Below are 23456 nucleotides of genomic sequence, written 5' to 3'. Positions count from 1 at the left end.
CTGGTTGGTTTCGCGAGTTGTCGGGGGACGATTGACGCCAATGGCAAGGACCGGTCGGAGACATCAAGTACACGTCGTCCGCGACGACGTCGGACTCTTTGGCGGATTCGATTTTGGAGAAACCGTTTTCCGTACCTAACAAACCAAAGGGCTGCGGTTGTAACGCCGCAGCCCCTTCAGCAGATACAGTTGCGGCTAGATCTCGAACACCGACTGTCAGGGATATCGCCGGCCGTCCTTTGCCGCAACCTATTCGACGCCGGATCGTACGAGCGATAGCGCTGAGCGCAAGACGCCGCGTGCTGCTGGGCGGCAGCAGCTTCCTGCTGCGCGGTGGCGTTGGCCGCACCGGCCGCGATGACGCCGCCGATGAGGCCACCGACCAGTCCGCCGCGATACAGTCCGGCGAGCACGAGGGTTCTGCGGCTAGAAGGACTTCGGTTGCGCCGGGCAGTTCCAGTGGCGGTGCGCCGGCTGCAAAAATGGATTCTTCCCCGCCGGGCGGGGACAGTCGCCTGAAGTTGAGCACTACTCGCCGCGAGGTATTCGTGCTTTGATGCCGACCGAAAATCAGCTCAAGGTCCAAGGGAGGACGTGTGGTGCTTGGCGATGTCCCGCGCAACGTCGCGCCAGGGGCCGTTTCCCTCGCGCTCCCCAATCGCCCTGTGTCCGGTTCCGAGCGGCGCAAAATCGTAGTGGCAACTCGCCGACCTCCACGACTTGGGTCCGGAAACCGGCGGACATGGCTGCCGCGCCGCAAATCATTGCGCATTTCGTTGCGCGCGAAAAACACAGAAACTATAAGTGCTTGGAAGAATGGTCGGAGTGGCAGGATTCGAACCTGCGACCCCTGCGTCCCGAACGCAGTGAACATTTTTCTAAGTTGTTGATTTTTCTTGTTGTGGCAGCCTCTTCCGTCCCGTTTTGTTCACGGTCGTTTCACCCAATTCATTGCGATTTTGTTGCGGCGTATCGCAAAGTGAACGGAGCTCGTCGACATTGAGACTTCGGAAGCCTGGCAAGTGCCTTGCTGGGTTCGGAGTGACCTCACCCACCGGGCGGCAGAAGCAGATCCACAGCGCCTTTCCAAACGGGCCCCAAGCTCGGCCCGAACGTTGGTGTTTTCGCAACAAACTCGGCACTTCCGAACTCGCCGAGGCGGGACGGACTAGACTCAGAATTGCGGAATCAAAATGAGATTGATTGTCCAACGATTTCAACGCCCGTTTGGAAAAACGGCCGAATTCACCTCTAGCAAGTTCAATAACTTAGCTGACCTTTCCAAATGGCGAGACCATCTTTCCACTAATCTAACCTCTTGGATCAAGGGCAGCCTGACTCTGTAAGAGCCGAGCCGCCAGAGCCGCAAATCGACGAATGGAGCTTTCGACCTCTTCAGAGCATCGGCCACCGCAGCGTCGACGGAGGCGCACACACGCTCAAGGAGCGCTACCCTCATGGGGCGCTTTAGCTCGACCTGGGGGTAACCATCCGAGCTAGGTGATGGCATCGTCAGAATGGGTGTCTCGCGAAGAGCGTACCGGGCCATCCCGCGACAACCGCACTGCGCGCCATCGGGGGTTCGAGTCAGTGGTCCGCTACATCGCGAAACCCGCTATTTCGCGATTGATTGGACGGGAGATTCCAAACTCGTTGCATGAGGTTGATATGGCGGAGAGAGTGTCAGTCAACCTGATGGACAGGCTGCTGTTCAGTTCAGCAAGTGGAACCCACGGTCCCGGCTACCAGCCAATGGTATGCGATGGCGGCCGCAAGTTTGAGCGACATCAATGTGCCGATTTCACAATGTGGGACGATCAGGCCATCGCTAACCGAACGATCCGCATCGCATGCGCCGAGCATTCACCTCATGGTTTCGCCGGTTCACCCATCGCGTCAGCGCCGTTCGGCTGCGCGGTCGAGTTCGCCGTGATCGATGACCAGCAACATCCGCTAGGCTTCCCCTGCGTCAGGCTCGCCCACGGATGGCTCGACGCCATCACGATGCAACCCGTCACGGCGTTGCCGACACATTGGCGCTATTTGCGGCCCGACGTGCCACCGATGTGCTGCTGCTGACGATGGCGCGGTTTGGTGCTATCAACCGGCTGGTCTCGGTCCTGCTCCTGCGGTCTCGGGTGCCGCAATCGCGGCGGCCGGACTGGACATTGGTGCTGGCGCTACCTAGCCTCAACGGCAATGACCATCGCCGCGGGGGGTTCATTTGTATATTTTTCATTATTTGGATCGGCCTTGACCGTTCGCGGGCTCATCGTCGGCGATGGCGCGCCAGGCTGCACCGTCGAGATCGTCGTACTGGCCGCTTTTGAGTGACCAGAGGAAGCCGAGCAGGCCGGCAAAGCCAAGTGCGAGAGCCAGCGGCACCAGAAAGACCAGAATTTCCATCAGACCGTCTCCGTCGTTCGTGCCCTCAGCGCGTTCAGCATCACGATCACCGAGGAGCCCGACATCGCCGCCGCGGCAATCAGTGGCGTGACCAGACCGACGATCGCGATCGGCACGGCCAGCACGTTGTAGATCACGGCGAGCCAGAGATTTTGGCGCATCAACCGCAGCGCCTTGCGGGACACCTTGACAGCTGTCAGCACTGGCGCGAGACGTTCGCCGAGAAAGACCGCATCGGCGACAGCCTGGCTCATGTGGGTCGCCGTAACGGGCGACATCGAGGCGTGCGCGGCAGCCAGCGCTGGCGCATCGTTCAGGCCGTCGCCGACCATCAGTACCTTGCAGCCCTGGCGCACCAGTTCGTCGATCCGGTCGATCTTGTCGACCGGAGACACCTCGGCGCGCCATTCGTGCACGCCGAGCACCTCGGCTGCCAGCCGGACCGCAGGTTCGCGATCCCCAGACACGATCTCGACGACGATGCCCAGGCGCGCCAGCGCTGCCACCACCTCAGCCGCGTCCGGCCGCAACCGCTGCCGAACCGCGAAGGCATATCTGCACTCGCCAGACCTGAATGCGACGACGGACGCCTCGGGATCGCGGCACAGAAGCTCGTTGGCGAGGTCGTTCGCGCCGCAGAATGACGGCCGGCCCAGCCGGATCGGACGACCTTCGTGAAAACCGTGGACGCCCTGGCCTGGTTCTTCCTGGATGTCCGGCAGGGGTGCGGCCGCACCCGCCTTGCGCGCGACCGCGGCAGCGACCGGATGACGGCTCGAGAGTGCCAAACGGCCTGCCAGCTTCACGACATCGTCCGGGATTTCCGCGAGATTGACGACATCAAGCTCGGGTAGCGTCAACGTGCCCGTCTTGTCGAAGATCACCCGGTCGATCTCGGCGATACGCTCGATCGCGTCGCCAGCGTTGAGCAGCACGCCAGAGCCAAACAGCGCACCGGATGCAATCGTCTGCACGGCAGGAATGGCAAGCCCCAATGCGCAGGGACAGGTGATGATCAGGACTGCAATCGCTGTCACGATCGAATCATGAAAGCTCGCGCCATATGCCAGCCAGCCCAGCATCGTGGTCAACGCGGTCGCGTGCACCACCGGGGCATAGAGCCTTGATGCACGCTCCGCAAGTCGAAGATAGCGCGAGCGCGCCTGGAGCGCGCGATCGAGCAGCTGAGATATCTCATCCAGCAGCGTACCACCCGAGGCGGCCGACACACGGACGCGCAATGTTCCGGAACGGATCAGTGTGCCCGCGAATATAGCGCTGCCAGGCGTCACCATCGCCGGCAAGGTTTCGCCCGTGATCAGGCTCTGGTCGACCTCCGAGCGGCCCTCGATCACTTCGCCATCGACCGAACAGCGCTCGCCGGGCCGCAGCAGCACGATGTCGCCGGGCCGGATCGCAGCTACCGGGACCGTTCTGATCTCGGTCGGACTGATGAACTTCGTCGCGGTCTCCGCCTTGAGGGCGTACAGGTTGCCGGCAAAGGCACGGGTACGCCGCCGCATGTTCTGGTCGAGGTAGCGGCCAGCGAGCAGGAAAGCGATCAGCATGATCGCGGCATCGAAATAGGCATGTTCGGCGTGGTTTACGGTCTCGATAACCGAGGTTGCAAGCGCCAGGATGATGCCGATACTGATCGGAACGTCCATGTTGACGCCGCGCGCTCGCAGGGCTGACAACGCCGACGAGAAGAAAGGCTGCGCCGAATAGGCTGCGGCCGGCAGCACGATCAGCGCCGACAGCCAGTGGAAGAAATCACGCTGCTCCGGCAGCATGTCGGAGACGTTGCCGGACCATACCGGGACCGACAGCATCATGACGTTCATGGCGGCAAAGGCCGCGACGCCCAGCCGGCGCAACAGGCCTTGCGCACGTCGAGCCTCCAGGGTTTCGGCATCATCGCGCTCGAAGGGATAGGCCTTGTAGCCGAGCTCCGCGAGCCGACTTACGAACAGCGCCGGTTCAAGAGCACCCGCCTTCCATTCCAGCGCAAGGCGACTGTCCGTCAAGTTCACGCGGGCCGAGGTGACGTCCGGTATGGCTGACAGATTGCGCTCGATCTTGGCCATGCAGCCCGCGCAATTGATGCCCTCGACTGCGAGATCGAGATGGATGAGCCCGGTGCCCGCGCTCTTCAGATAGTGAGAGAAATCGATATCCGCCTGCATAGGATGCACCTTCAGTTCAGCAGGATTCGGTTCTTCGACAGGAACATGCGCCGGCCATCGGCGTCGGCCTCGATTACGAGGTCCCACTGCCCTGCCGCGACGCCTTCGGCGCGGCCGCTATAGCTCCCACCCCCGGCCTCGCCAATCTCGATTGCCCGGTCGGCGCGACGATCGATCGGCCGTTCGAGCCGGGCGAGGAAACTCATCCCCGTGAGCGGCGCGCCGGCGTGGTCGCGCGCCTCGAGTGCAATTGCAGCGCTGCCGTCAGGCCGCCGATCGATATGGGCCTGGACCCGCCAGTCGCGCTCGTTCTGCTGCCTGGCCGAATCGATCTCGCGTTGATAAGCGAGACTGGCACTGTAGGCGCTGTCGACCTCTGTGCCCGGAAGAGTCGAAATGGCAAGGCGCATCATGACCATATTCACGCTGATGACGACGGCGAAGAATGCGATCGTCGTGACCAAGACGAAACGTCCGGTGACGGGTCGCGCGGCTGGACGAGAGGCTGGCATGGCGGGATGTCCGTGGTTAGGGAAGGACGAAGTGGTCGGTCGCGGAGGCGACCTCTCCGAGACCGATATCAGTGACGCGGAACGTGACCGGCACCGACTTTTCCGCCTTTTCATCGAACGCCGCCGTCACCAGCACGCGAAGCTCGGTGGTGGTGTCGCGGCCAAGGACGATCATCGGCCGGTCTGGCGTCACGGAGTCCGCACCGATGACGTGCAGCTTCGCGTTGGCTGGCCCTTCGACATCGATCGCGATCACGCGATCAAAGCCGCGCTTGTTGAGGAAACGCAGTGTGTATCCATTGCGGATCGCGCCGTCACTAAGACGCACCGCAATCGGATTGCGGTCGTGCAGCACGTTGATGTCGAGCAGGGTTCGCGACATCAACGCGTAAAGCATCACAGCACAGACGACGGTGATCAGGCTGGCGTAGACAACGGTACGGGCGCGAACAGGCTTGAAAATCTCCTGCTTGCCGGCAACGCGGCGCTGAACGTTGATATCGTTGTCGTATCCGATCAGACCCGTCTTGCGACTGATCTTGGTCATGACAGCATCACAGGCATCAATGCACAGGCCGCACTGGATGCAGCCAAGCTGCGCGCCATCGCGAATGTCGATCCCAGTCGGGCACACGGCAACGCACTGGTTGCAATCGATGCAATCGCCGGCCTTCTCGCCGAGCGACCGAATGTCGAACGCCTTCTTGACCGAGCAACGCGGTTCGCCGCGATCGTATTTGTATGTGACGATGAGGGCCCACTCGTCGGTCAGCGCGGCCTGTATCCGCGGCCACGGGCACATATAGACGCAGACCTGCTCGCGCATATAGCCGGCCAGCAGATAGGTCGACGCGGTCAGCATCGCGATCCAGACATAGGCGATCACTGGGGCCTGAAAAGTCGCAAGGTCGCGCACCAGCGTCGGCGCATCGGCGAAGTAGAGCACCCAGGCGCCACCAGTCCACCACGCGATCATGAGCCAGATCGCGTGCTTCAACGCACGGCGACCGGCTCGCTTTACGGTCATTGGGCCAGCGTCGGCCTTCATTTGCGCGCGGCGATCACCTTCGACTAGCCGCTCGACCGCACAGAACAGATCCGTCCAGACCGTCTGCGGGCAGAGATAGCCGCACCAGATCCGCCCACCCAGCGCGTTCATCAGGAACAAGGCGAGCGCCGCCAGCACCAAAAGGCCAGTGAAATAGTAGATTTCTTGCGGCCACAGCTCGATGAAGAAGAAATAGAAGCGTCGGTTTGGAAAATCGATCAGGACCGCCTGGTCGGGCGCGCCGAGGCCCCGATGCCAGCGCACGAACGGCAGCAGATAGTAGACGCCGAGACAGACGGCCATCAACCGCCATTTGATCGAGCGGAATCGGCCTGAGACGCTCTGCGGATATACCTTCTTGCGGGGCGCGTAGAGCGGCCCGTCTTCGTCGGTTATGAGTTCATCAGGCGACACGGGCTTGTTCATGGGTTGCTCAAGTGAGGCTCGGTTGAAACCTACATCCCCGCAACATGTCCGGGTTTGACCTCGGTCAATGATCCCGGTCCCCTCGCGGTGGCGGCTACTTGCCGCCGCCGAGCGAGTGCACATAGACCGCCAACGCCTTGACTGTGACCGGGTCGAGGCGGCCGACCCAGGCCGGCATGACGCCGGCGCGGCCATTGGTGATGGTCTCGACCAGCGTCTCCTCGTCGGAGCCATAAAGCCAGATCTGGTCGGTCAGGTTCGGCGCGCCGAGCTCAGGGTTGCCCTTGGCGTTGTCGCCATGGCAGCTGGCGCAGTTTTCGGTGAACAGCTTCTTCCCTGCGACGGCGTCGAACCTCGGCGCGGTGGAAAGGCCGGAAAGCGAGCGCACATAGTTGGCGACGGTCACGATCTCGTCCTTCTTGAGGACGCCGTCGCGGCCGAATGCCAGCATCTGCCCTTCGTGAGTCTTTGCGTGTCCGGAACGTGCACCGAACTGGATTGTCTGCATGATCTGGTCAAGCGAACCGCCCCACAGCCAGTCGTCGTCGTTCAGGTTCGGATAGCCCTTTGCACCCGCGCCGCCGCTGCCGTGGCACGGCGCGCAATTGTCGGCGAATACGGTCTTGCCACGAGCACGAGCTAGCGCCAGCAGGGCCGGATCTTTCTCGATGTCGGAAAGCAACGCGTTGCCGAGCACCGCCATCTTCTCGCCGCGCAGCTTCTCGATATCCGCAAGGTCGGTCGCGACACCGGCGCGGGTGGAATACTGGAACAGACCGGTGGTGTAGCCGGAGACCAGCGGCCAGGCCGGGTAGACGACCCAGTAACCGATCGCCCAGATAATCGTTGCGTAGAATGTCAGGACCCACCACCGCGGCAGCGGCGTATTCAGCTCCTTGATGCCGTCCCACTCGTGACCAGTCGTGCTGCGGCCGGAAACGCGGTCGATTTCGTTGTGGTCGCTCATGATCGGTCAGTCCTCCCGCAGCGGCATTCGGGCTGCAGCATCGAAGAGAGATTTGTTGCGGGGCCACAGCGCGTAGACCACGATGGCAACGAATATTCCGACGAAGATGGGCGTCCAGAGTGAGCCGACCAGGCTCGACGCGAAATTCTCGACTTGAATGATCGCTTTCATGCTCGTGCCCTCAGCGCAGATTGGCTTTTTCGTTGTAGAGCTTGAAGTCGACGAGCGTGCCGAGCATCTGCAGGTAGGCGATCAGCGCGTCGAGCTCGGTCGGATTACCGGCCTTGCTGTCGAAGTTACGGACCACCGCCTTCGGATAGCGCTTCTGGAGCGCGTCGGAGCCGGGGCTGTCGGGGTCGACCTGTGCTTTCAGATCGGCGGCCGCGTTGGCGATCTGCTCGTCGGTATAGGGCACGCCGACCGCGCGGTTGGTCCGCAGATGAGCCATGGCGTCGGACGGATCGAGCTCCGTCCTGGCGAGCGCCGGGTATCCGGGCATCACCGATTGCGGGACGATTGAGCGTGGATTGATCAGGTGCGTGACGTGCCAGTCGTCGGAGTACTTGCCGCCGACGCGCGCTAGGTCCGGTCCGGTGCGCTTGGAACCCCACTGGAACGGGTGGTCATACATGCTCTCGGCGGCCAGCGAATAGTGGCCGTAGCGCTCAACCTCGTCGCGCAGCGGCCGGATCATCTGCGAGTGGCAGAGGTAACAGCCCTCGCGGACATAGATGTTGCGGCCGGCGAGCTCGAGCGGCGTATAAGGCCGCACGCCGTCGACCGCCTCGATCGTGCTCTTCAGGTAGAACAGCGGCGTGATCTCGACCAGTCCGCCGATGGCAATGACCACGAGAATGCCGGCGATCAGGATGATCGAGTTCTTCTCAACGATCTTGTGTCGATTCCAGAGAGACATATCTCAACCTATTCGGCAGGCTGGAGAGCACCGGCGCCCTCGGTTTCGCTGGCTCGGCCAGCATTGACCGTCATCCAGAGATTGAAGGCCATGATCAGGGCGCCGACCAGAAACAGCGCGCCGCCAGCCGCGCGGATGATGTAGAAGGGATGCATGGCCTCGACCGACTCGATGAAGGAGTATTCGAAGAAGCCGAGCGAAGTGTAGGCACGCCACATCAAGCCTTGCAGGATCCCCGACACCCACATTGCGGAAATGTAGAGCACAATGCCGATAGTCGATATCCAGAAGTGCCAGTTGACGAGCTTCAGGCTATAGAGCTGGCGATTCCAGAGCCACGGGACGAGGCAGTAAAGCGCGCCGAAGGAGACGAAGCCGACCCATCCCAGCGCTCCGGAATGCACGTGACCGATGGTCCAGTCAGTGTAGTGGCTCAGCGAATTGACCACCTTGATCGACATCATCGGGCCTTCGAAGGTCGACATGCCGTAGAAGGCGACCGACACCACCATCATGCGCAGCACGGGATCGGTGCGCAGCTTGTCCCAGGCTCCCGACAGCGTCATCAGGCCGTTGATCATGCCTCCCCAGGAAGGCATCCAGAGCATGATCGAGAATGTCATACCAAGGGTTTGCGCCCAGTCCGGCAGCGCCGTGTAGTGCAAGTGATGCGGGCCAGCCCAGATGTAGAGGAAGATCAGCGCCCAGAAATGGATGATCGAAAGCCGGTAAGAATAGACCGGACGCTCCGCCCGCTTCGGAATGAAGTAGTACATGATCGCTAGGAAGCCGGCAGTCAGGAAGAAGCCGACAGCGTTGTGGCCATACCACCACTGGAACATGGCATCCTGCACACCGCCCCAGGCAACGTAGGACTTCGAGCCGAGGAAGGAGACCGGAAGCGCGGCGTTATTGCCGAGATGGAGCACCGCGATCGTGACGATGAACGCCAGATAGAACCAGTTGGCGACGAAGATGTGCGGCTCCTTGCGCTTCACCAGCGTCATCAGGAACACGAGCAGATACGTCCCCCAGACAATCGTCAGCCAGAAGTCGGCATACCACTCCGGTTCGGCGTATTCCTTCGACTGGGTGACGCCCAACAGATAGCCGGTGCCGGCGATCAGAATGAAGAAGTTGTAGCCGACCACGACGAACCAGGGCGCGAGGTCGCCCGCAAGGCGCGTGCGGCAGGTCTTCTGCACGACATAGAACGAGGTCGCGATCAGGACATTGCCGCCGAATGCAAAAATTACCGCAGACGTATGCAGCGGCCGCAGACGGCCGAATGTCGTCCAGGGCAGATCGAAGTTGAGCGCGGGCCAGGCCAGCTGCATGGCGATGATCAGACCCACGGTGAAGCCCGCAATACCCCAGAACATTGCCATCGCCGAAGCGAACTTGATCGGGCCGAGATTGTAATTGGGGCGCCCACCGATCTCCGCCGGAGGCAATGCAGCCGGGCGGTCCAGATAGCGATTGCCGATCACGACCACGGAGATCAGGCTGGCCGCGCAAGCAAGCGCCGCGTGAAAACTGAATGCCGGATCGTGCCCCATCGCTGCGCCGAGAAAGCAAACGAAGGCAAATACCGCGAGCGCGGACGCCAGGCCGGCTTCGCCCATCGTCATCGACTTTGAAACGGAGGATGGACTTGTCATGTGGAAGCTTTCCCTGGATGCGATGACGTCATGGAAACCACGATCTCGCTGACAGCCGCTTGATCGGCATCAATTCCTGCGCCAGGTCGCGCGCCCCTGGCACCGCGGCTCAGCGCGGTGAGTGTCAATTCGTTCGGACAGTACCTGGCCGGACTGGCTCGCTTATCCCGCGCGAGGTCGGTAGTGCAGCGCTTCTTCTCTTGGCACAGGCCACACACCCGCCGCAGATCACGCAGCACATCACTGTGAGACGTAGCGAGCGCCTCTGCCGACAAACCTGCATGTTTGAGACGCTTACTCAGCAATTCAGGCGAACCCCGGCCGCGAGCCAGCGTTCGAAGGTCCGATGTGGAAAGATTGAGCTCGTGGGCGATCTCATCGACCTCCCGAGGAGTCATCAGATCGAATTCGTGCCGGCGAGCAAGAAATGCTCGGAGGCGGGCGAGAAGGTTCTCGAATTGCGGCGAGTTATTGCCAGCTGATCGATCGGTCATCGCCCACACCCCTTTTGCTTTCCGTAACCTCTAGCGGACGGTCGCGATTGCCGATTTGATCTTCGTCAAATGCGCAATGTCGCGGCGATCAAATGTGATCGCCACTCAAGGCCACTAGCTACCCCATGCGGACGGCAAAGACGACGGCATTCGAAGCTCCATCGAATCGGCAAAGATCGTCCAATCGCGAATGCCCTTCTGTCTGCAGAAGTCGGCTTCCGCGAGCTGTGCGGCCACGGACAGCGAAGCGGCATCGACCTTGAATGCGGCCTGACAGGCGCGATGTTCATGGCCGGTGTCGTCGCAAACGGTCTTGATGAAACGAACGTCAAATGATGGCACAGCACCCTCACGTGGGTTGATTCCTTGATGTCCACGTTGCCATTGATGCAAGAGGCCCGTATTGATCTGTCGCAATTGAATGCTCTGAGGTGCAGCCGTCGTATTGCGGAGGATATAGAAACCGAGCAGAGCTTTGAGCGACCACGAGGACCACGAGCGGCACGCTTTTCGCGACGTGCGGCTCGCATGATCCGCAACTGCGATCGGACGAGGTACTATTCGTGGTGAGATTTCCAGTCTGAGGATGACGGCCGGACTGCCGGTATTGACGTCGTCTTGCTGCTGACGGTCCATCCGGAGGCGGCGATCGCGAAGCCAACGATCGCGCAGATCGTAAGCAGCGTTGCCGCGAATCCCAGGACATCTGCGCTGACCACAGCGGTCACGATCAACGGGATCAGCAGGATTGCGAGGCGAGCGATCACCCTGCCGTCTCCTGCGCAATTTTGGCGGCAGCCGCTCGTTCGTCTTCCGCGGATTGGATGTAGAAGCCGGAATAGGTGTCGACATAGCACAGATGATCGTGCAATTCCCTGACGCCGGAGGTATTTTCCACGGCAACGATAGCCGCTTGCCTCGCCTGCTCGTCCATGATGATCCCTCGGAGGTGCACCACGCCATTGCGCACCGAAACCTGCAGACCAAGCGGACACCAGTTTGCGGCGACGAGCGCCCGCACGATGCGGTCGTGGATATGCTTGTCATCCGCCGTGGGGTCCGGAATCTGGTGAGCGATAGACGCAACTGCCCGTAGCAGATCGGCGCGTGTGACGATACCGACGAGACGCCCGTCGCGCATCACCGGCAGCCGCTTGACTCCCTTCTTCTCCATGAGCTCGACTAAATCCGGCAGAGGCGTTTCTTCCGTGACGGTGACCGGATCATAGGACATGATCTCTCCGACCTTACGCCCGCGTTCATGGGCAAAGTCCGTGGCCGCATGGCCGGAGCCGAGAAGGAACTGAAGCCAGCGGGCGCGCCGGCGTTGCGTCCCGATCTCGCTCCGCCGCAGAAAGTCACCTTCCGACAGGATGCCAACCAATCGTCCGGCCGCATCGACCACCGGGAGGCCGCTGACATGGTGATCCATCATCAGTTTGGCGGCGTCCATAATGGACGTCTCGGTTCCGACGGTGATGACATGTCTTGCCATGATCTGATGTGCGCGCATTGCCAGTTTCCCTTTCTCGCCAGACACGTTCGCATCAAATCGGCTTGTCTGTGTTGATCTCCCTCAACGGCCTCGTTTGACGGGGATCAAGGCGTAGCGACTTGATCGGACATACATGTCACGTTGTCAGGAGAAGAAGATCATGCTGCAGAACCTGCTTGCTTCAATCGGAGTACTCGCGATCATTATCGTGACTTTTGCCCGGATGACCTTCCAGGCAAGGCGCCCCCCCCCCGCAAGAGCAGCTGGCCAGGTCAAAGACGCTCCAAACGCTTCGTCCCGGCGGCCGTTCTAGAGCGCTCTCACCTGTCCTAACCCGCCTGTCCGAAATTTGACCTTCATCAATGCGGAGCGAGTGCCGCCGCTTCAGATTGTCCGTCCGTCAGGATCGTGCAAATGGCAGACAGAAGGGCTTGGCGCCCCATTATCTTTTCGTGTCCAACTACCGGCGATCGGGTTCAAGGCCTGCTTCCCGACGACACGTCCGAGCCAGCGGCTGACGATCTGCACTCAATCTCCTGCGCCGCGTGCGACGGCATCCATTTCTTCAACCTGAGGACAGGGAAAGTCATCGGTCCCAGGCCGGCTTGAGCAGATCGTGCTCCGGAGGAGGCCAGTAGCGGTCCGGTCGACACATATCAACACGCCCGCGCCGACATGGGGAAATAGCAACTTCCCTCAACGAAGGATGTTGAACATGACAGATCTTAGCGATTCCCGTTCCATTGCCGACGCCATCCAGAGCTGCGCGAAGCGCAGAAGACGCGACGTACGCGATCGAGACCGCGCGTTCGTTGGGCACCATCGAGCTGAACTTATTTGCTCGGCAGACGGGCGGTGCCGACGAGGCAACTCAGAAACCTGCCAGGTCGCGAGCCCTGCCCTGGATAGAGCAGCCAGTGGCTTCAGGCGTCCGAACGGTGTAATATCTCACGGTCTGAGGGCATTGCCTGGGGGAATATGTCCGACCGCATCTGGTACCGCTATGGCACTGCCGCGGCAGCGACCGCGCTCGTTTTCGCGGTGCGCGCGGGACTCGATAACTATTTCGAAGACCGGACCTTCACGATCATATACGTTCCGGCGGTGCTGTTCGCCGCCTTCGCCGGCGGCCGTGGTCCGGCGATTCTCACTACCCTACTCTGCCTCGCCGTCAGCGCTAAATTCCTCGGCAAAAGTCTGGTCACCGAACCTGCGAATCTGATCGATCTTGCATGTTTTGCGGTCCTCGGCCCCATCCTTGGCTTCATGGGCGACCGGCTACTTAGGGAAAGCGATCAGGCGCGAAATCGCCAAGCCCATCTGCAATCCATCCTGGACACGGTCCCTGACGCCATGATCGTGATCGATGATCATGGCATCATTCGCTCCTTCAGCGCGGCCGCCGAGCGCCTGTTTGCCCGAAAAACCGACGAGGTCGTCGGAAAGAACGTTTCGAGCCTGATGCCCCAGCCGTATCGCGGCGAGCACGATTGGTACCTCGACCGTTACCTTACGACCGGCGAACGGCGTATCATCGGGATCGGCCGGATCGTGGTCGGAGAGCGGAGTGACGGTTCAACCTTTCCGATGGAGCTTGCCGTCGGCGAGGCCAAGGTCCGCGGCGAGCGCTTCTTTACGGGCTTTATCCGGGATCTCACCGAGCGTCGCGCTCAGGAGCGACGGCTTCAGGAGCTGCAGTCCGAGCTGGTACACGTGTCTCGGTTGACCGCAATGGGCGAAATGGCGTCCTCGATCGCTCATGAAATCAATCAGCCACTATCAGCCATCACAAACTACATGCGCGGCGCAAGAGCGCTGCTGGCGTCGGAGGCACCGGACACTACGCGAATTCGCGACGCACTCGAGCGGGCCGCGCAACAAGCGTTGCGGGCCGGCGACATCATCAAGCGCCTGCGTGAATTTGTTGCCAAGGGCGAAACGCAACACTCCCTGGAGAGCCCCGCCACCCTGCTCGAAGAGGCCGTCGCGCTCGCGCTGCTCGGCGCCAAGGAGCAGGGCGTCCGGGTGGCGATCCGCAGCGACCGGGACATGCCCTCGATCATCGTCGACAAGATCCAGATTCAACAGGTCGTGCTCAACCTGGTTCGTAATGCGATCGAGGCGATGGCCTCCAGCCAGCGCCGCGAATTGACCGTCGGCGTCACCAAGACTAACGGTGTTGCGACGTTCACCATCGCCGATACCGGTCCAGGCATCAGCCCTGACATCGCCGACCGCCTGTTTCAGCCCTTTATCACGACAAAGGAGCATGGCATGGGCGTCGGCCTCTCGATCTGCCGGACCATCATCGAATCCCATGGTGGGCGCATGGATGTGATGCCAAACTCTGGAGGCGGCACGGTTTTTCAGTTCATCCTCCCGTTCGCGGAGGACGGAGAAGAAGCATGACGACGCGGCGTACAATTCTTGTCATCGACGACGATCCGGCGATGCGGGACTCACTGGCCTTCCTGCTCGATGTCAACGGCTTTGCCGTCACAACCTATGAGACGGCAACCGAATTTCTCGATCATTTCGCCAATAGCACGGTCGACTGCATCGTATCCGACATACGCATGCCCGGCATGAGCGGCCTCGAGCTCGTCCGCAAACTCAAGGCTGACGCAGCGGCATGCCCCGTCATTCTGATGACCGGCCATGGTGACGTCGCACTCGCCGTCGAGGCGATGAAGGCCGGCGCAGTTGACTTCATCGAGAAGCCGTTTGTGGACGAAGCTCTGTTGCGTGCGATCGGCGAAGCCCTGCGAGCACAGTCGGCAGCTCCGGCCGACGGAACGGTCAAGCGCGACGCCGAAGCTCGCCTGGTGGACCTCTCGCCGCGCGAGCGCGACGTCCTGCGGGGGCTCGTGGCGGGCAAGATCAACAAGGTGATCGCCCACGACCTTGGCATCAGCCCGCGAACAGTCGAGGTTTACCGGGCTAACCTGATGGCCAAGACCAATGTGCGCAGCATGTCGGAACTGATGCGGATAGCGATCGCCGCTGGGCTCTAGACGTCCCAAGAAAGCGATCGTTCAAGGTTGTTTGTCCACGGAGATAAAGACGTGCCAAGCTCACGCGGTGAGGCAGAAGATGGGCAAGCAACTTCGAGCCATGGGCCGCCCGGGCAAGCAGCAGAGTTATCAGCCCAACAGACAGTACGATCTCTGCGGCAACCATGATGATGCTTCGTGCTCGTTCCCAGAGCTGAGCCTGGAGATCGTCCACGTCACGCCTGTCCCGATTGTCATTCGGCCCTTTAATTGCGGATTGTTGTCAAGCTTTACATTTCTGAATTCGCCCATCGCACGGTGGTAGTGCTCGCGCCGTCGGAGGTCAGGGTTGCGGAGACGGCGCGAGCGCGGCTGATACGTACTTTGCCGGCCAGGCATTGGATCGCCCTGACTGGTTGATGTCTTCGCTGGGGTCATGGTCCTTTCCGAGGTCGCGTAGCGCCTCATGATGATGTCCGGGTCGGACGCCTCAACGTTTGCAGCGGAGTACGATCGAGCCGCCACCAGCCGAATGAACGAGGTCGCCTCAACACCGTCCCAGCGGGACATCGCCAGTCCGGCAGACCGGACCAGGAACTTTTGAGCAAATATCAGACCGGCTGCGGCTGCCCCCAGTCGAAGGATGTGCCATCGACCCAGATGCAGTGAAGGATGACTGCGATCTTTCGGGCGATGGCGACCTTTGCCTTCCTCATGCCGATCCGCTTGGCGAGCTTCATGCCCCAGGCCTTGAGGGAAGACCACTTCTTTGTCCGATAAAGAAGTACGGTAGCGGCCTCGAACAAGTAGGTTCGGAGGAGCCGGTCGCCCCATCGAGATATCTTGCCATTGATGTCCGTTTCGCCAGACTGGTTGCGCCGAGGTGTAAGACCCAGATAGGCGCCAACAGTCGATGCCGATCGGAAGCGGGACGGGTCATCGATCGTATGGCGGAACGTCAAAGCCGTCACCACGCCGACACCAGGAACCGTCATCAGACGAAGCGTCGTCTCATCCGACTTCGCCAACTCGCGGACCTCGTTGTCGAACTTGCTTTGTTGCTTACAGATCTGCTCATGGATCGACAGAAGCGGCGCGATCACACCGAGGAGCTGATGATCTTCGCGCAATAGCTCACGGACCTGATTGCGGAACTGCAGTCCGATCGCGCGTGGGAACAGCAAGCCGTATTCTTTGATCAGACTGCGGACCTGGTTCTCGATATCACGACGGATGGCGACGAGCCGGGATCTCGCGACGAGTATCGCGCGGATCTTCTGACTTTCCTCGCTCTTGACTTTGACTTCTCGATACCAGCCAACCCGAACCAGTTCGGCCAGACCTCGAGCATCATTCTGATCGCTTTTGTTCATGCGTACGGACAAAGCCGCGTGGGCATGCCGCGCGTCGATGCAAACCACCGGGAAATCGATCCTACGAAGTTCGTGCCATAGCCAGCTCGCCATCGCCCCAGTCTCAAATCCGATGCGCTCCGCTTGTGGCGCCCGCTTGCGAAGCAATGCCGCGAGTGCCCCTGGGTCGGACTTTGCCTTTCCTTCGAACAAGATCTGACCCACTTCGTCGACCACACATACTGAAGTTTCTTTTTGCGAGACATCCAGTCCAACATATTGCTTCATGGCCCCCTCCGATTCGTGAGATTGCGGGAAGGCTTGAAGATAGCGGACCTTTTTGAGCCGCGGGCGCCGACCGCAATTACGTCATCGTCTGCAATATTGCCCCCCTAAGCCGGGGGATCGGCGTCCAAAATTGGCTCTGACTCATATGTGGAACGGCCCGGGCTGCAAGGTCTTTCTCTGATTGAACAAGGAATGGCGGTGCGGTCATATGTTCGGCCTGTAACGCGGCACCTGGCCGCTGGCCACGATGATGTCCGCGGAAGCAATCGCCCAATCAATTTTGCGCGCTCGAAGCGCAGTGAGTCAGGCGGTCTGATTGCTACCGGGAATGTCGTCATTCAGTGTTCATCCAGATTGCACCCTGCCTCCTCGGCGGCTTTCCTTTTCCGCCGATGAGCTCTTAAGATTAAGATTTCAGCATTGCGGCCGGTGCCTGATAGATGCCGCCCTTGACTAGCAACGCCCAGATGGTGCGCGCAATCTTGTTGGCTAACGCCACTGATACGACCTTGACCGGCCGGCGTTGCAGCATGGTCCGAACCCAGAGCGGGACTTTCAAGCCTCGTTTGGCAAGCTTGATGATAGAAGTTGCACCGACGATTAAGAGCGTCCGTAGTTGCCGATTTCCCCGCTTCGATATCGCGCCGAGCCTTTCTTTCCCACCGCTCGATTGTGCCCTCGGCGTCAGACCCATCCAAGCCGCAAAATCTCGTGCAGTGGCAAAGCCACGAGCATCCAAGACCGATGTCCGAACGGTAGCGGCGATGAGAGGACCAACACCGGGAATGCTCATCAGACGCCTCGCATCGGGATCCTTTCTGACGGCAACCAAAATCTCTCTATCGAGCTTCTCTATGCGGTTTGTAAGTAGCTCAATCTGTTCAGCGAAATGGATCAGGGCAAAGCGGGCGGTGGCGGGGATCCTGTCGTCTTCCCCCTCCCGGAGCAATCCCAGAAGTTTCGCGATGCTTGCCATGCCCGTCCCCGCAATAATACCCAACTCGGCCATGTGAGCGCGCAGAGCATTGGCAGTCTGGCTCCGCTGTCTGATCAGCAGCTCTCGCGCCCGCAGAATCATACCGGCGGCTTGTTGTTCGGCAGTCTTCATCGGTACGAACCGCATCGTCGGACGGGTGACAGCCTCACAAATGGCTTCTGCATCAGCCATGTCGGTCTTATTTCGTTTGAGTAGAGTCGAGGAGAGGCGCGGTGATGCGCTTGTTGCGCGTTCCGTTTCCTCTCCCCGCTCATCAAACCGGACGTGCAGTTTTCCCGCATCCGGCTTTCCGACAGGTTTTGTCACAAGGCGCACGTCGGCGACACTTTGCGCACGCGGTTCAGCACAAGTACGCCAGGGTTCCCATGGATCCGATCAGAGAACCGTCTGACGCCACGTCCTGGCGTCTTATGTCGTCTGCGCAGAAAGGCGAGCACGCGGTCGAAGACGTGTCGATCAACGGCCTGATGAGCCGTAGCAAGAGAGCCATAGCTGAAGTAAGCGGACCAGCCGCGCAGAAGGCGGTTCAGTCGTGCTTGTACTTCGGGCCAAGCGCCCTTGTTGCCCGGCGTCAGCAGTACGCTGACCTTCCTCTTGATCCGCAGCACGCTTTTCTTGGACGGAGCCGCGCCAAGATACCACCGTCCCCCATTGCGGAAGCGGCGGGGTCCGAGCGTGTACCCAAGGAAGTCAAAGCTTTCCAATCGGGCATTCTTCACCGAGGTTTTAGTCTCGTTGAGCGTCAACCCAAGCTTGGTCATCACCGCTTTCGTCCACGTCAATGCTTCCTCCGCGTGGCCGCGGCTGAGAATGACGAAGTCGTCGGCATAGGAGATAACCTGGGCATGGAATGCTTCACGCCGACCGCTGAGACGCCAATGCTTCAGGAACCGGTTCATGTAGATGACGGAGAGCAGCGGACTGATGACACCGCCCTGTGGCGTGCCACGCTTGTTGCTCTTACCGCCGCTCATGCACCGTTTCCCGTCGCTATCCCGCTCCTCGACCGGTACTCGCAGCCATAACTTAATCAGCCGCAGCACATTCCGGTCAACGATGCGTCGGGCCACCGATTTGAGGAGGTCCGAATGCGGGATCGTGTCGAAGTATTTCGACAGATCGGCGTCAACAACGTCCGTGTAGCCCCGGCACACAAGCCGGTGCACTTCCTTGACTGCATCGACCGCGTTACGACGCGGGCGATATCCATAAGCACCGTCCTCAAAATCCGCCTCGAAGATCGGTTCCAGCACGATCTTTGCGGCAGCTTGGACGACCCGGTCCCGGATTGTTGGGATACCGAGTGGACGTTCGCCGCCGCCGGGCTTCGGGATCATCACCCGCCGCACCGGATCGGGCCGGTAAGTCTTCGTGACGAGTTCATCGCGCAGGCCGGCCAACCATGCTTCGAGTCCCGACGCGTCGATTTGCTCGAAAGTTGTTCCGTCCACTCCTGGCGCACCCGCGTTGGCGCGGGCCAGCTTGTAGGCATGGCTCAGAATGTCCTCGCGGCAGATCTTGTCGTACAGCACATAGAAACGGAAGGCAGGCTCCGCCTTCGCCTTGCAATAAAGCTTTCTCTGAAGGCTCCTGATCTTATCGGGCGTTTGTAGGCTCATCGCCAATCGACCCATTCCCTCGCCATCTTCAAAAGCGCACCTGAAGTCAGGGTCCTTTCCTCCGCCGGAATTACCCGGTTTCATCAGTACTACGACCCTGTCCGACTCCCGTCCGGTCCATCGACTACTCGATGCTGAAGGCGCGACCTTCGACCAAGACGGGTCTCCCCCGATTACCCGCACTACCTTTCCGGCGTGCCGTGCCCATTACCCCGGTGAACCGGACAGGTGCATGCGTCGATTGCTTCCCTGTCAGCGCGGCCTTCCCCGCCATACGATCGGGTCGGCATTCACATCGTAACTTTCGAGGCGTGCTCAGGCTTCACTCACGTTACGGCCCGCTGGATTGCTCGGCCGCCAAAAGCGACCTTTGTCACGAGGCTTCGATCCGTCCGATTGCTCGTCCAAACCGCTCGTCAGCTACCAGATCAATCGACAATTCTCTGGGTGGATCCTTCCTCCACTGGTAATGCGCGCCGTCGGGGCGCACCATAAGGCTTCACATAGGCCGGTGGCATCATGCGGACCGAATGCCCCAGGGCCGCGATTTCGCGCGCCCAATGATGTGCACTCGCACAAGCCTCCATGCCGACCAGGCAAGAGGAGAGCGCTCGAAAGAATGGCAGCACCTGCGATCGTCGCAACATGCGGCGAACCAATACTCTCCCGTCGTTGCCGATCCCGTGCACTTGGAAGATCGACTTAGCCAAATCCAAACCTACTGTGATAATCTTCTCCATTGGAACGGTCCTTCCCTTGTGGCGCCTCTCGAAGCGACCACGTTAGGCACTTTTGATGCCGGTTCGAAGGGCCGTTCCACACCATCACTTTTGATGCAGTTTGGGGGATGCGTGGCGCTTTGATTGGAGGAGAATCAACGCCGAGCTATCGCTGAAAGTTGGTGACGGCGGGAATCGGGAAGGCGGCATATCGTGGGGGTGCTTGACGCCTCCACTTCTCCACCGAAGGAGCGATATGCCGTGGCCAAAGATAACATCATCAAGTTGATTCAGCCAGGAAACGTCGACGATCAACTCACCGAAATCTTGCGCAATGGGGCGCGTGCTCTGTTGGCCCAGGCGGTCGAGGCCGAGGTCGCGGACTTTCTCGGCAAGCATGCCGATTTGAAGACTGCGGACGGCCACCAGCGCGTCGTGCGCCACGGTCACCTGCCGGAACGCGAGGTTATGACCGGTATCGGTCCGGTCGGCGTCCGCCAGCCGCGTGTACGCGATCGCGAGGCGGAGGCTACCGATCCCGACCGCATCCGGTTCTCTCCGTCGATCCTGCCGCCCTACATGCGCCGCTCGAAATCGATCGAGACGCTGCTGCCGATCCTTTACCTGAAGGGTATCTCCACCGGCGACTTCTCCGAGGCTCTGGCGGCGCTGCTCGGCAAGGATGCTGCCGGGTTGTCGGCATCCGCCATCGGCCGTCTGAAGGACGGTTGGCTTGACGAACACACCGCGTGGCAGAGGCGCGATCTGTCGGCGAAGCGCTACGTCTACATCTGGGCCGATGGCATCCATCTCCAAGCACGCCTCGAAGACGAAAAGCAGTGCATCCTGGTGCTGATCGGCGCGACGCCGGAAGGCCGCAAGGAACTGGTCGGCTTCACCGATGGCGCCCGCGAGAGCGCGCAGGACTGGCGCGATCTGCTGCTCGACCTGAAGCGGCGCGGGCTCGGCGTGCCACCGCGGCTCACCATCGCCGACGGCGCGCTCGGGTTCTGGAAGGCCGCCGGCGAGGTCTGGCCGAAAACGCGCGAGCAGCGCTGCTGGGTACACAAGACCGCCAACGTGATCGCCAAGTTGCCGAAGAGCCAGCAGCCTAAAGCCAAACGCGCGTTGCAGGAGATCTGGATGGCCGAAACCAAGGCCGCCGCCGAGCTGGCGTTCGACGCCTTCATCGAGAGCTACACGCCCAAATACGAGAAGGCGGCCGACTGCCTGAGCAAGGATCGGGACACGCTACTGGCGTTCTACGACTTCCCGGCCGAACACTGGAAACACCTGCGGACCACGGATGAGATGGACAAGCGATTTTTTCATGACCGAGATGACGATTGCAGAAATCGCGTACGTCCATTCTTTTGTTCGGCTGCGCCGCGGGCCATTCTTCCGTCCCGGCCACCGATCTCGCAGCCGCCGCGCGCAGGGGCGGTCAAGGCTGGCCGCGTTTGCGGCCACCGCAAGGCTTGGCCTTGACCGGCCCGAGCACGGCGGCATGCTGGCGTGGAACGGGACTGCATTCCTGGCTGGCCCTTGCCGTCAGGCGGGATTATCCTTGGTGGGCGCGGGCGACCTCGTGGCGAAGCGTGGCGCATCGGCTGCAAGCGTCACCGGGCTGCCCTATTTTGTCCTGCCGAGCTGAGGCGCCCGCGCGCCGGTTTTTGGCCGCCGTGGTTTCCATTGCGTCACCAAGCGCTCGTAGCTTTGCTCTGCCTGGGCGGCAATCAACATCTCGCGGTCGCGCAATGCCTTGATGTTGTAGGCATACGCTGGCCCACGCCGGCTGCCTTTCTGTTGCGGATGTCCGGCTTGAAGCTGCATCGCGCGGGTCTTGATGGCGACCAGTGCCGGGCGCGCCCACAGGTAATCCTCGCCCTTCGTCAACAAATGCCAGCAAAGCACGGTGAGCTTCCGGGCCACGGCCACCGCGGCGATCTGATGGCCGCGCCGGGCGCGGATGCGCAGGAAAAACGCATGCAGTGGACCGGGCGCCTTGGCCGCTGCCCAGGCCGCCTCGACCAGCATGGCGCGCGCGTGACTGCGGCCGATCTTGCTGATGCGGCCGTGATGGGCGGCGCCCAGTCCGGACTGCCGCACCCGCGGGTTCAGCCCGAAATAGCTCACCAGCTTCTGCGGGCTGTTGAACCGGCTGATGTCGCCGATCGCCGCCACGATGCCGGCGGCGACCGCCAAGTTGACGCCGGTGATCGTCATCAATCTGTTGACCGCGGAATCGTCGATGGCGTCCTGCGCGATCTCGCGGTCGAGCAGGGCCAGATCTTCCGCCAGCCGGTCAAGCTCGCGGACGTGCCGATCGATCGCCGCGCGCTCATCGTCTGGCAACGGTTGAGCGGCCAACCACGCCCGGCCGCGGCCGTTGAAAAGATCGGCATGCGGGCACTTCGGGATCAGGTGCGCGTGCAGGATCGAATGCACCTCGTTCTTGAGCCGCGTGCGATGCCGCACGAGCTGGTAGCGCCGCGCCACCAGCCGACGCTTGCGTTCGGTCTCCGCGTCAGGCGTCCAGATCTGCGGCAGGTACCCGGCCGCCTGCAGACTGGCGAGCGTGCCGGCATCGATCTTGTCGGTCTTGACGTGAGCCTGGGCGATCGCCTTCACCTGCAGCGGATTGGCGATAATCACCCGTGCCACGAACGGCGCCAGAACCCGCGACACCGCCATGCTGTTGGCGGTCGCTTCGACCACCACCTCATCACTGGCCAGCAGGGTCTTGCCAAATCCCTCCAACGCAGTCCGCGTCATATCAATGCGGCCCGCATGTCTGAGCCTGCCGTCCTCCCAAACCACCACCTCCCCGAAAGTTCGGTGGACGTCGATGCCAATCACCCGTCGCATTCGCACCTCCTGCCAATCAGAATACATGACGGGAGCTACGGGCGACACGACAACTACGGATTCGCGCTCTCAGCGCAACCGGGCGAGTCGCAGAGGCGGCCAGCTACTAACTCGAGCTCGCGGCTCATCGTATGCATCGGCCTGCCCGCACCTTCGTGCTCCCGGTGCCTCTGTCCCGATGGTCGCACCATACGCTACGATCTTGAATATCGCAGCGGAACATCGGCACCGAGAAATCTCATACCGGTTACCAATCCCATTGAAAGCACCTTCGCTACCGTGCGCCACCGCACGATCCGATCGAAGGGCTGCCTGTCCAACAGAACGGCGCTCGCGATGGTCTTCAAACTGCTTGAGGCCGCGCAGAAAAGCTGGCGTCGTCTCGATGGCCACAACCAGTTGCCAAAACTCGTTCTCGGTGTGACATTCAACGATGGGATCGAGGTCATCGCCAAACCGACTGACCGTCAGCCCATAACCGCCGCCGCCTGACCGGCCGCGCCGTCACC

Annotated in this window: 19 protein-coding genes and 4 pseudogenes; 6 read left to right on the top strand and 17 right to left on the bottom strand. The window is 61.1% G+C overall.

Features of this window, described 5'->3' with window-relative positions; all coding sequences use genetic code 11:
• Nucleotides 1-176: 176 nt before the first annotated feature.
• A complete protein-coding gene (locus HAP48_RS27775; protein WP_224496642.1) occupies nucleotides 177-413 on the bottom strand; it encodes a BA14K family protein in 237 nt (78 codons plus the stop codon).
• Between HAP48_RS27775 and HAP48_RS27770 the strand changes: the two genes are divergently transcribed.
• Together HAP48_RS27770 and HAP48_RS50530 are read left to right on the top strand one after the other, a co-directional pair.
• Nucleotides 300-557 carry a hypothetical protein gene (locus HAP48_RS27770; protein WP_210295711.1) on the top strand — a complete coding sequence of 86 codons (258 nt, stop codon included), beginning with the start codon at nucleotides 300-302 and terminating at the stop codon, nucleotides 555-557. The genes HAP48_RS27775 and HAP48_RS27770 overlap by 114 nt on opposite strands.
• A gap of 1033 nt (nucleotides 558-1590) precedes the next feature.
• Nucleotides 1591-2079: a hypothetical protein gene (locus HAP48_RS50530; RefSeq protein ID WP_210292683.1), complete on the top strand. Its 489-nt coding sequence runs from the start codon at nucleotides 1591-1593 to the stop codon at nucleotides 2077-2079.
• A gap of 159 nt (nucleotides 2080-2238) precedes the next feature.
• On the opposite strand, the gene ccoS is transcribed toward HAP48_RS50530, so the two are convergent.
• The 11 genes from ccoS to HAP48_RS27710 all read right to left on the bottom strand — a co-directional run bounded on the left by ccoS (nucleotide 2239) and on the right by HAP48_RS27710 (nucleotide 12129).
• Nucleotides 2239-2406: a cbb3-type cytochrome oxidase assembly protein CcoS gene (gene ccoS, locus HAP48_RS27760; protein ID WP_165128271.1), complete on the bottom strand. Its 168-nt coding sequence runs from the start codon at nucleotides 2404-2406 to the stop codon at nucleotides 2239-2241.
• Nucleotides 2406-4592: a heavy metal translocating P-type ATPase gene (locus tag HAP48_RS27755; RefSeq protein WP_029081495.1), complete on the bottom strand. Its 2187-nt coding sequence runs from the start codon at nucleotides 4590-4592 to the stop codon at nucleotides 2406-2408. The genes ccoS and HAP48_RS27755 overlap by 1 nt, the downstream gene beginning before the upstream one ends.
• A gap of 11 nt (nucleotides 4593-4603) precedes the next feature.
• On the bottom strand, nucleotides 4604-5104 hold the full coding sequence (locus HAP48_RS27750; protein WP_029081496.1) for a FixH family protein: 501 nt from the start codon (nucleotides 5102-5104) through the stop codon (nucleotides 4604-4606).
• Between the two features lie 16 nt (nucleotides 5105-5120).
• On the bottom strand, nucleotides 5121-6578 hold the full coding sequence (gene ccoG / locus HAP48_RS27745; RefSeq protein ID WP_166215942.1) for a cytochrome c oxidase accessory protein CcoG: 1458 nt from the start codon (nucleotides 6576-6578) through the stop codon (nucleotides 5121-5123).
• Nucleotides 6579-6672: 94 nt separating this feature from the next.
• Complete coding sequence (ccoP, locus tag HAP48_RS27740; RefSeq protein WP_029081498.1) at nucleotides 6673-7545, bottom strand: cytochrome-c oxidase, cbb3-type subunit III; 873 nt, start codon at nucleotides 7543-7545, stop codon at nucleotides 6673-6675.
• A 6-nt stretch (nucleotides 7546-7551) separates the two neighbouring features.
• Entirely contained in the window at nucleotides 7552-7716 is a 165-nt protein-coding gene (locus tag HAP48_RS27735) for a cbb3-type cytochrome c oxidase subunit 3 (protein ID WP_029081499.1), read from the bottom strand.
• A 10-nt stretch (nucleotides 7717-7726) separates the two neighbouring features.
• A complete protein-coding gene (gene ccoO / locus HAP48_RS27730) occupies nucleotides 7727-8461 on the bottom strand; it encodes a cytochrome-c oxidase, cbb3-type subunit II (protein WP_029081500.1) in 735 nt (244 codons plus the stop codon).
• An 8-nt stretch (nucleotides 8462-8469) separates the two neighbouring features.
• Nucleotides 8470-10092: a cytochrome-c oxidase, cbb3-type subunit I gene (ccoN, locus tag HAP48_RS27725; protein ID WP_420869911.1), complete on the bottom strand. Its 1623-nt coding sequence runs from the start codon at nucleotides 10090-10092 to the stop codon at nucleotides 8470-8472.
• A 26-nt stretch (nucleotides 10093-10118) separates the two neighbouring features.
• Entirely contained in the window at nucleotides 10119-10616 is a 498-nt protein-coding gene (locus tag HAP48_RS27720; RefSeq protein WP_156928632.1) for a hypothetical protein, read from the bottom strand.
• A 114-nt stretch (nucleotides 10617-10730) separates the two neighbouring features.
• On the bottom strand, nucleotides 10731-11252 hold the full coding sequence (locus tag HAP48_RS27715) for a hypothetical protein (RefSeq protein ID WP_224496641.1): 522 nt from the start codon (nucleotides 11250-11252) through the stop codon (nucleotides 10731-10733).
• Between the two features lie 127 nt (nucleotides 11253-11379).
• Nucleotides 11380-12129 (bottom strand): CBS domain-containing protein, encoded by a 750-nt coding sequence (locus tag HAP48_RS27710; protein WP_029081504.1) that lies wholly within the window; start codon nucleotides 12127-12129, stop codon nucleotides 11380-11382.
• Between the two features lie 960 nt (nucleotides 12130-13089).
• Here HAP48_RS27710 and HAP48_RS27705 point away from each other — a divergent pair.
• On the top strand, nucleotides 13090-14520 hold the full coding sequence (locus HAP48_RS27705) for a PAS domain S-box protein (RefSeq protein WP_029081505.1): 1431 nt from the start codon (nucleotides 13090-13092) through the stop codon (nucleotides 14518-14520).
• Nucleotides 14517-15125, top strand: coding sequence for a response regulator FixJ (gene fixJ / locus HAP48_RS27700; RefSeq protein WP_029081506.1), 609 nt, complete (start codon nucleotides 14517-14519; stop codon nucleotides 15123-15125). Before HAP48_RS27705 ends, fixJ begins: the two co-directional genes overlap by 4 nt.
• Before the next feature lie 590 nt (nucleotides 15126-15715).
• Here fixJ and HAP48_RS27695 read toward each other — a convergent pair.
• The 4 genes and pseudogenes from HAP48_RS27695 to HAP48_RS27680 all read right to left on the bottom strand — a co-directional run.
• On the bottom strand, nucleotides 15716-16744 hold the full coding sequence (locus tag HAP48_RS27695) for an IS110 family RNA-guided transposase (RefSeq protein WP_166208598.1): 1029 nt from the start codon (nucleotides 16742-16744) through the stop codon (nucleotides 15716-15718).
• Between the two features lie 406 nt (nucleotides 16745-17150).
• A pseudogene (locus tag HAP48_RS27690) lies at nucleotides 17151-17957 on the bottom strand (IS110 family RNA-guided transposase); the annotation flags it as partial.
• An 86-nt stretch (nucleotides 17958-18043) separates the two neighbouring features.
• Nucleotides 18044-19375 carry a group II intron reverse transcriptase/maturase gene (gene ltrA / locus HAP48_RS27685; protein ID WP_224496640.1) on the bottom strand — a complete coding sequence of 444 codons (1332 nt, stop codon included), beginning with the start codon at nucleotides 19373-19375 and terminating at the stop codon, nucleotides 18044-18046.
• Between the two features lie 476 nt (nucleotides 19376-19851).
• A pseudogene (locus HAP48_RS27680) lies at nucleotides 19852-20100 on the bottom strand (IS110 family transposase); the annotation flags it as partial.
• Between the two features lie 240 nt (nucleotides 20101-20340).
• Here HAP48_RS27680 and HAP48_RS27675 point away from each other — a divergent pair.
• Nucleotides 20341-21438: pseudogene (locus tag HAP48_RS27675) on the top strand (IS256 family transposase); the annotation flags it as partial.
• Between the two features lie 273 nt (nucleotides 21439-21711).
• Here HAP48_RS27675 and HAP48_RS27670 read toward each other — a convergent pair.
• Nucleotides 21712-22929, bottom strand: coding sequence for an IS110 family RNA-guided transposase (locus HAP48_RS27670; protein ID WP_224497085.1), 1218 nt, complete (start codon nucleotides 22927-22929; stop codon nucleotides 21712-21714).
• A 267-nt stretch (nucleotides 22930-23196) separates the two neighbouring features.
• On the opposite strand from HAP48_RS27670, the pseudogene HAP48_RS27665 reads away from it, so the two are divergent.
• Nucleotides 23197-23439: pseudogene (locus tag HAP48_RS27665) on the top strand (IS256 family transposase); the annotation flags it as partial.
• Nucleotides 23440-23456: the final 17 nt, after the last annotated feature.

Origin of the sequence: Bradyrhizobium septentrionale, from assembly GCF_011516645.4 — a bacterium.
Taxonomy (GTDB): Bacteria; Pseudomonadota; Alphaproteobacteria; order Rhizobiales; family Xanthobacteraceae; genus Bradyrhizobium; species Bradyrhizobium septentrionale.
This window is presented reverse-complemented; position numbering and strand designations above follow the sequence as displayed.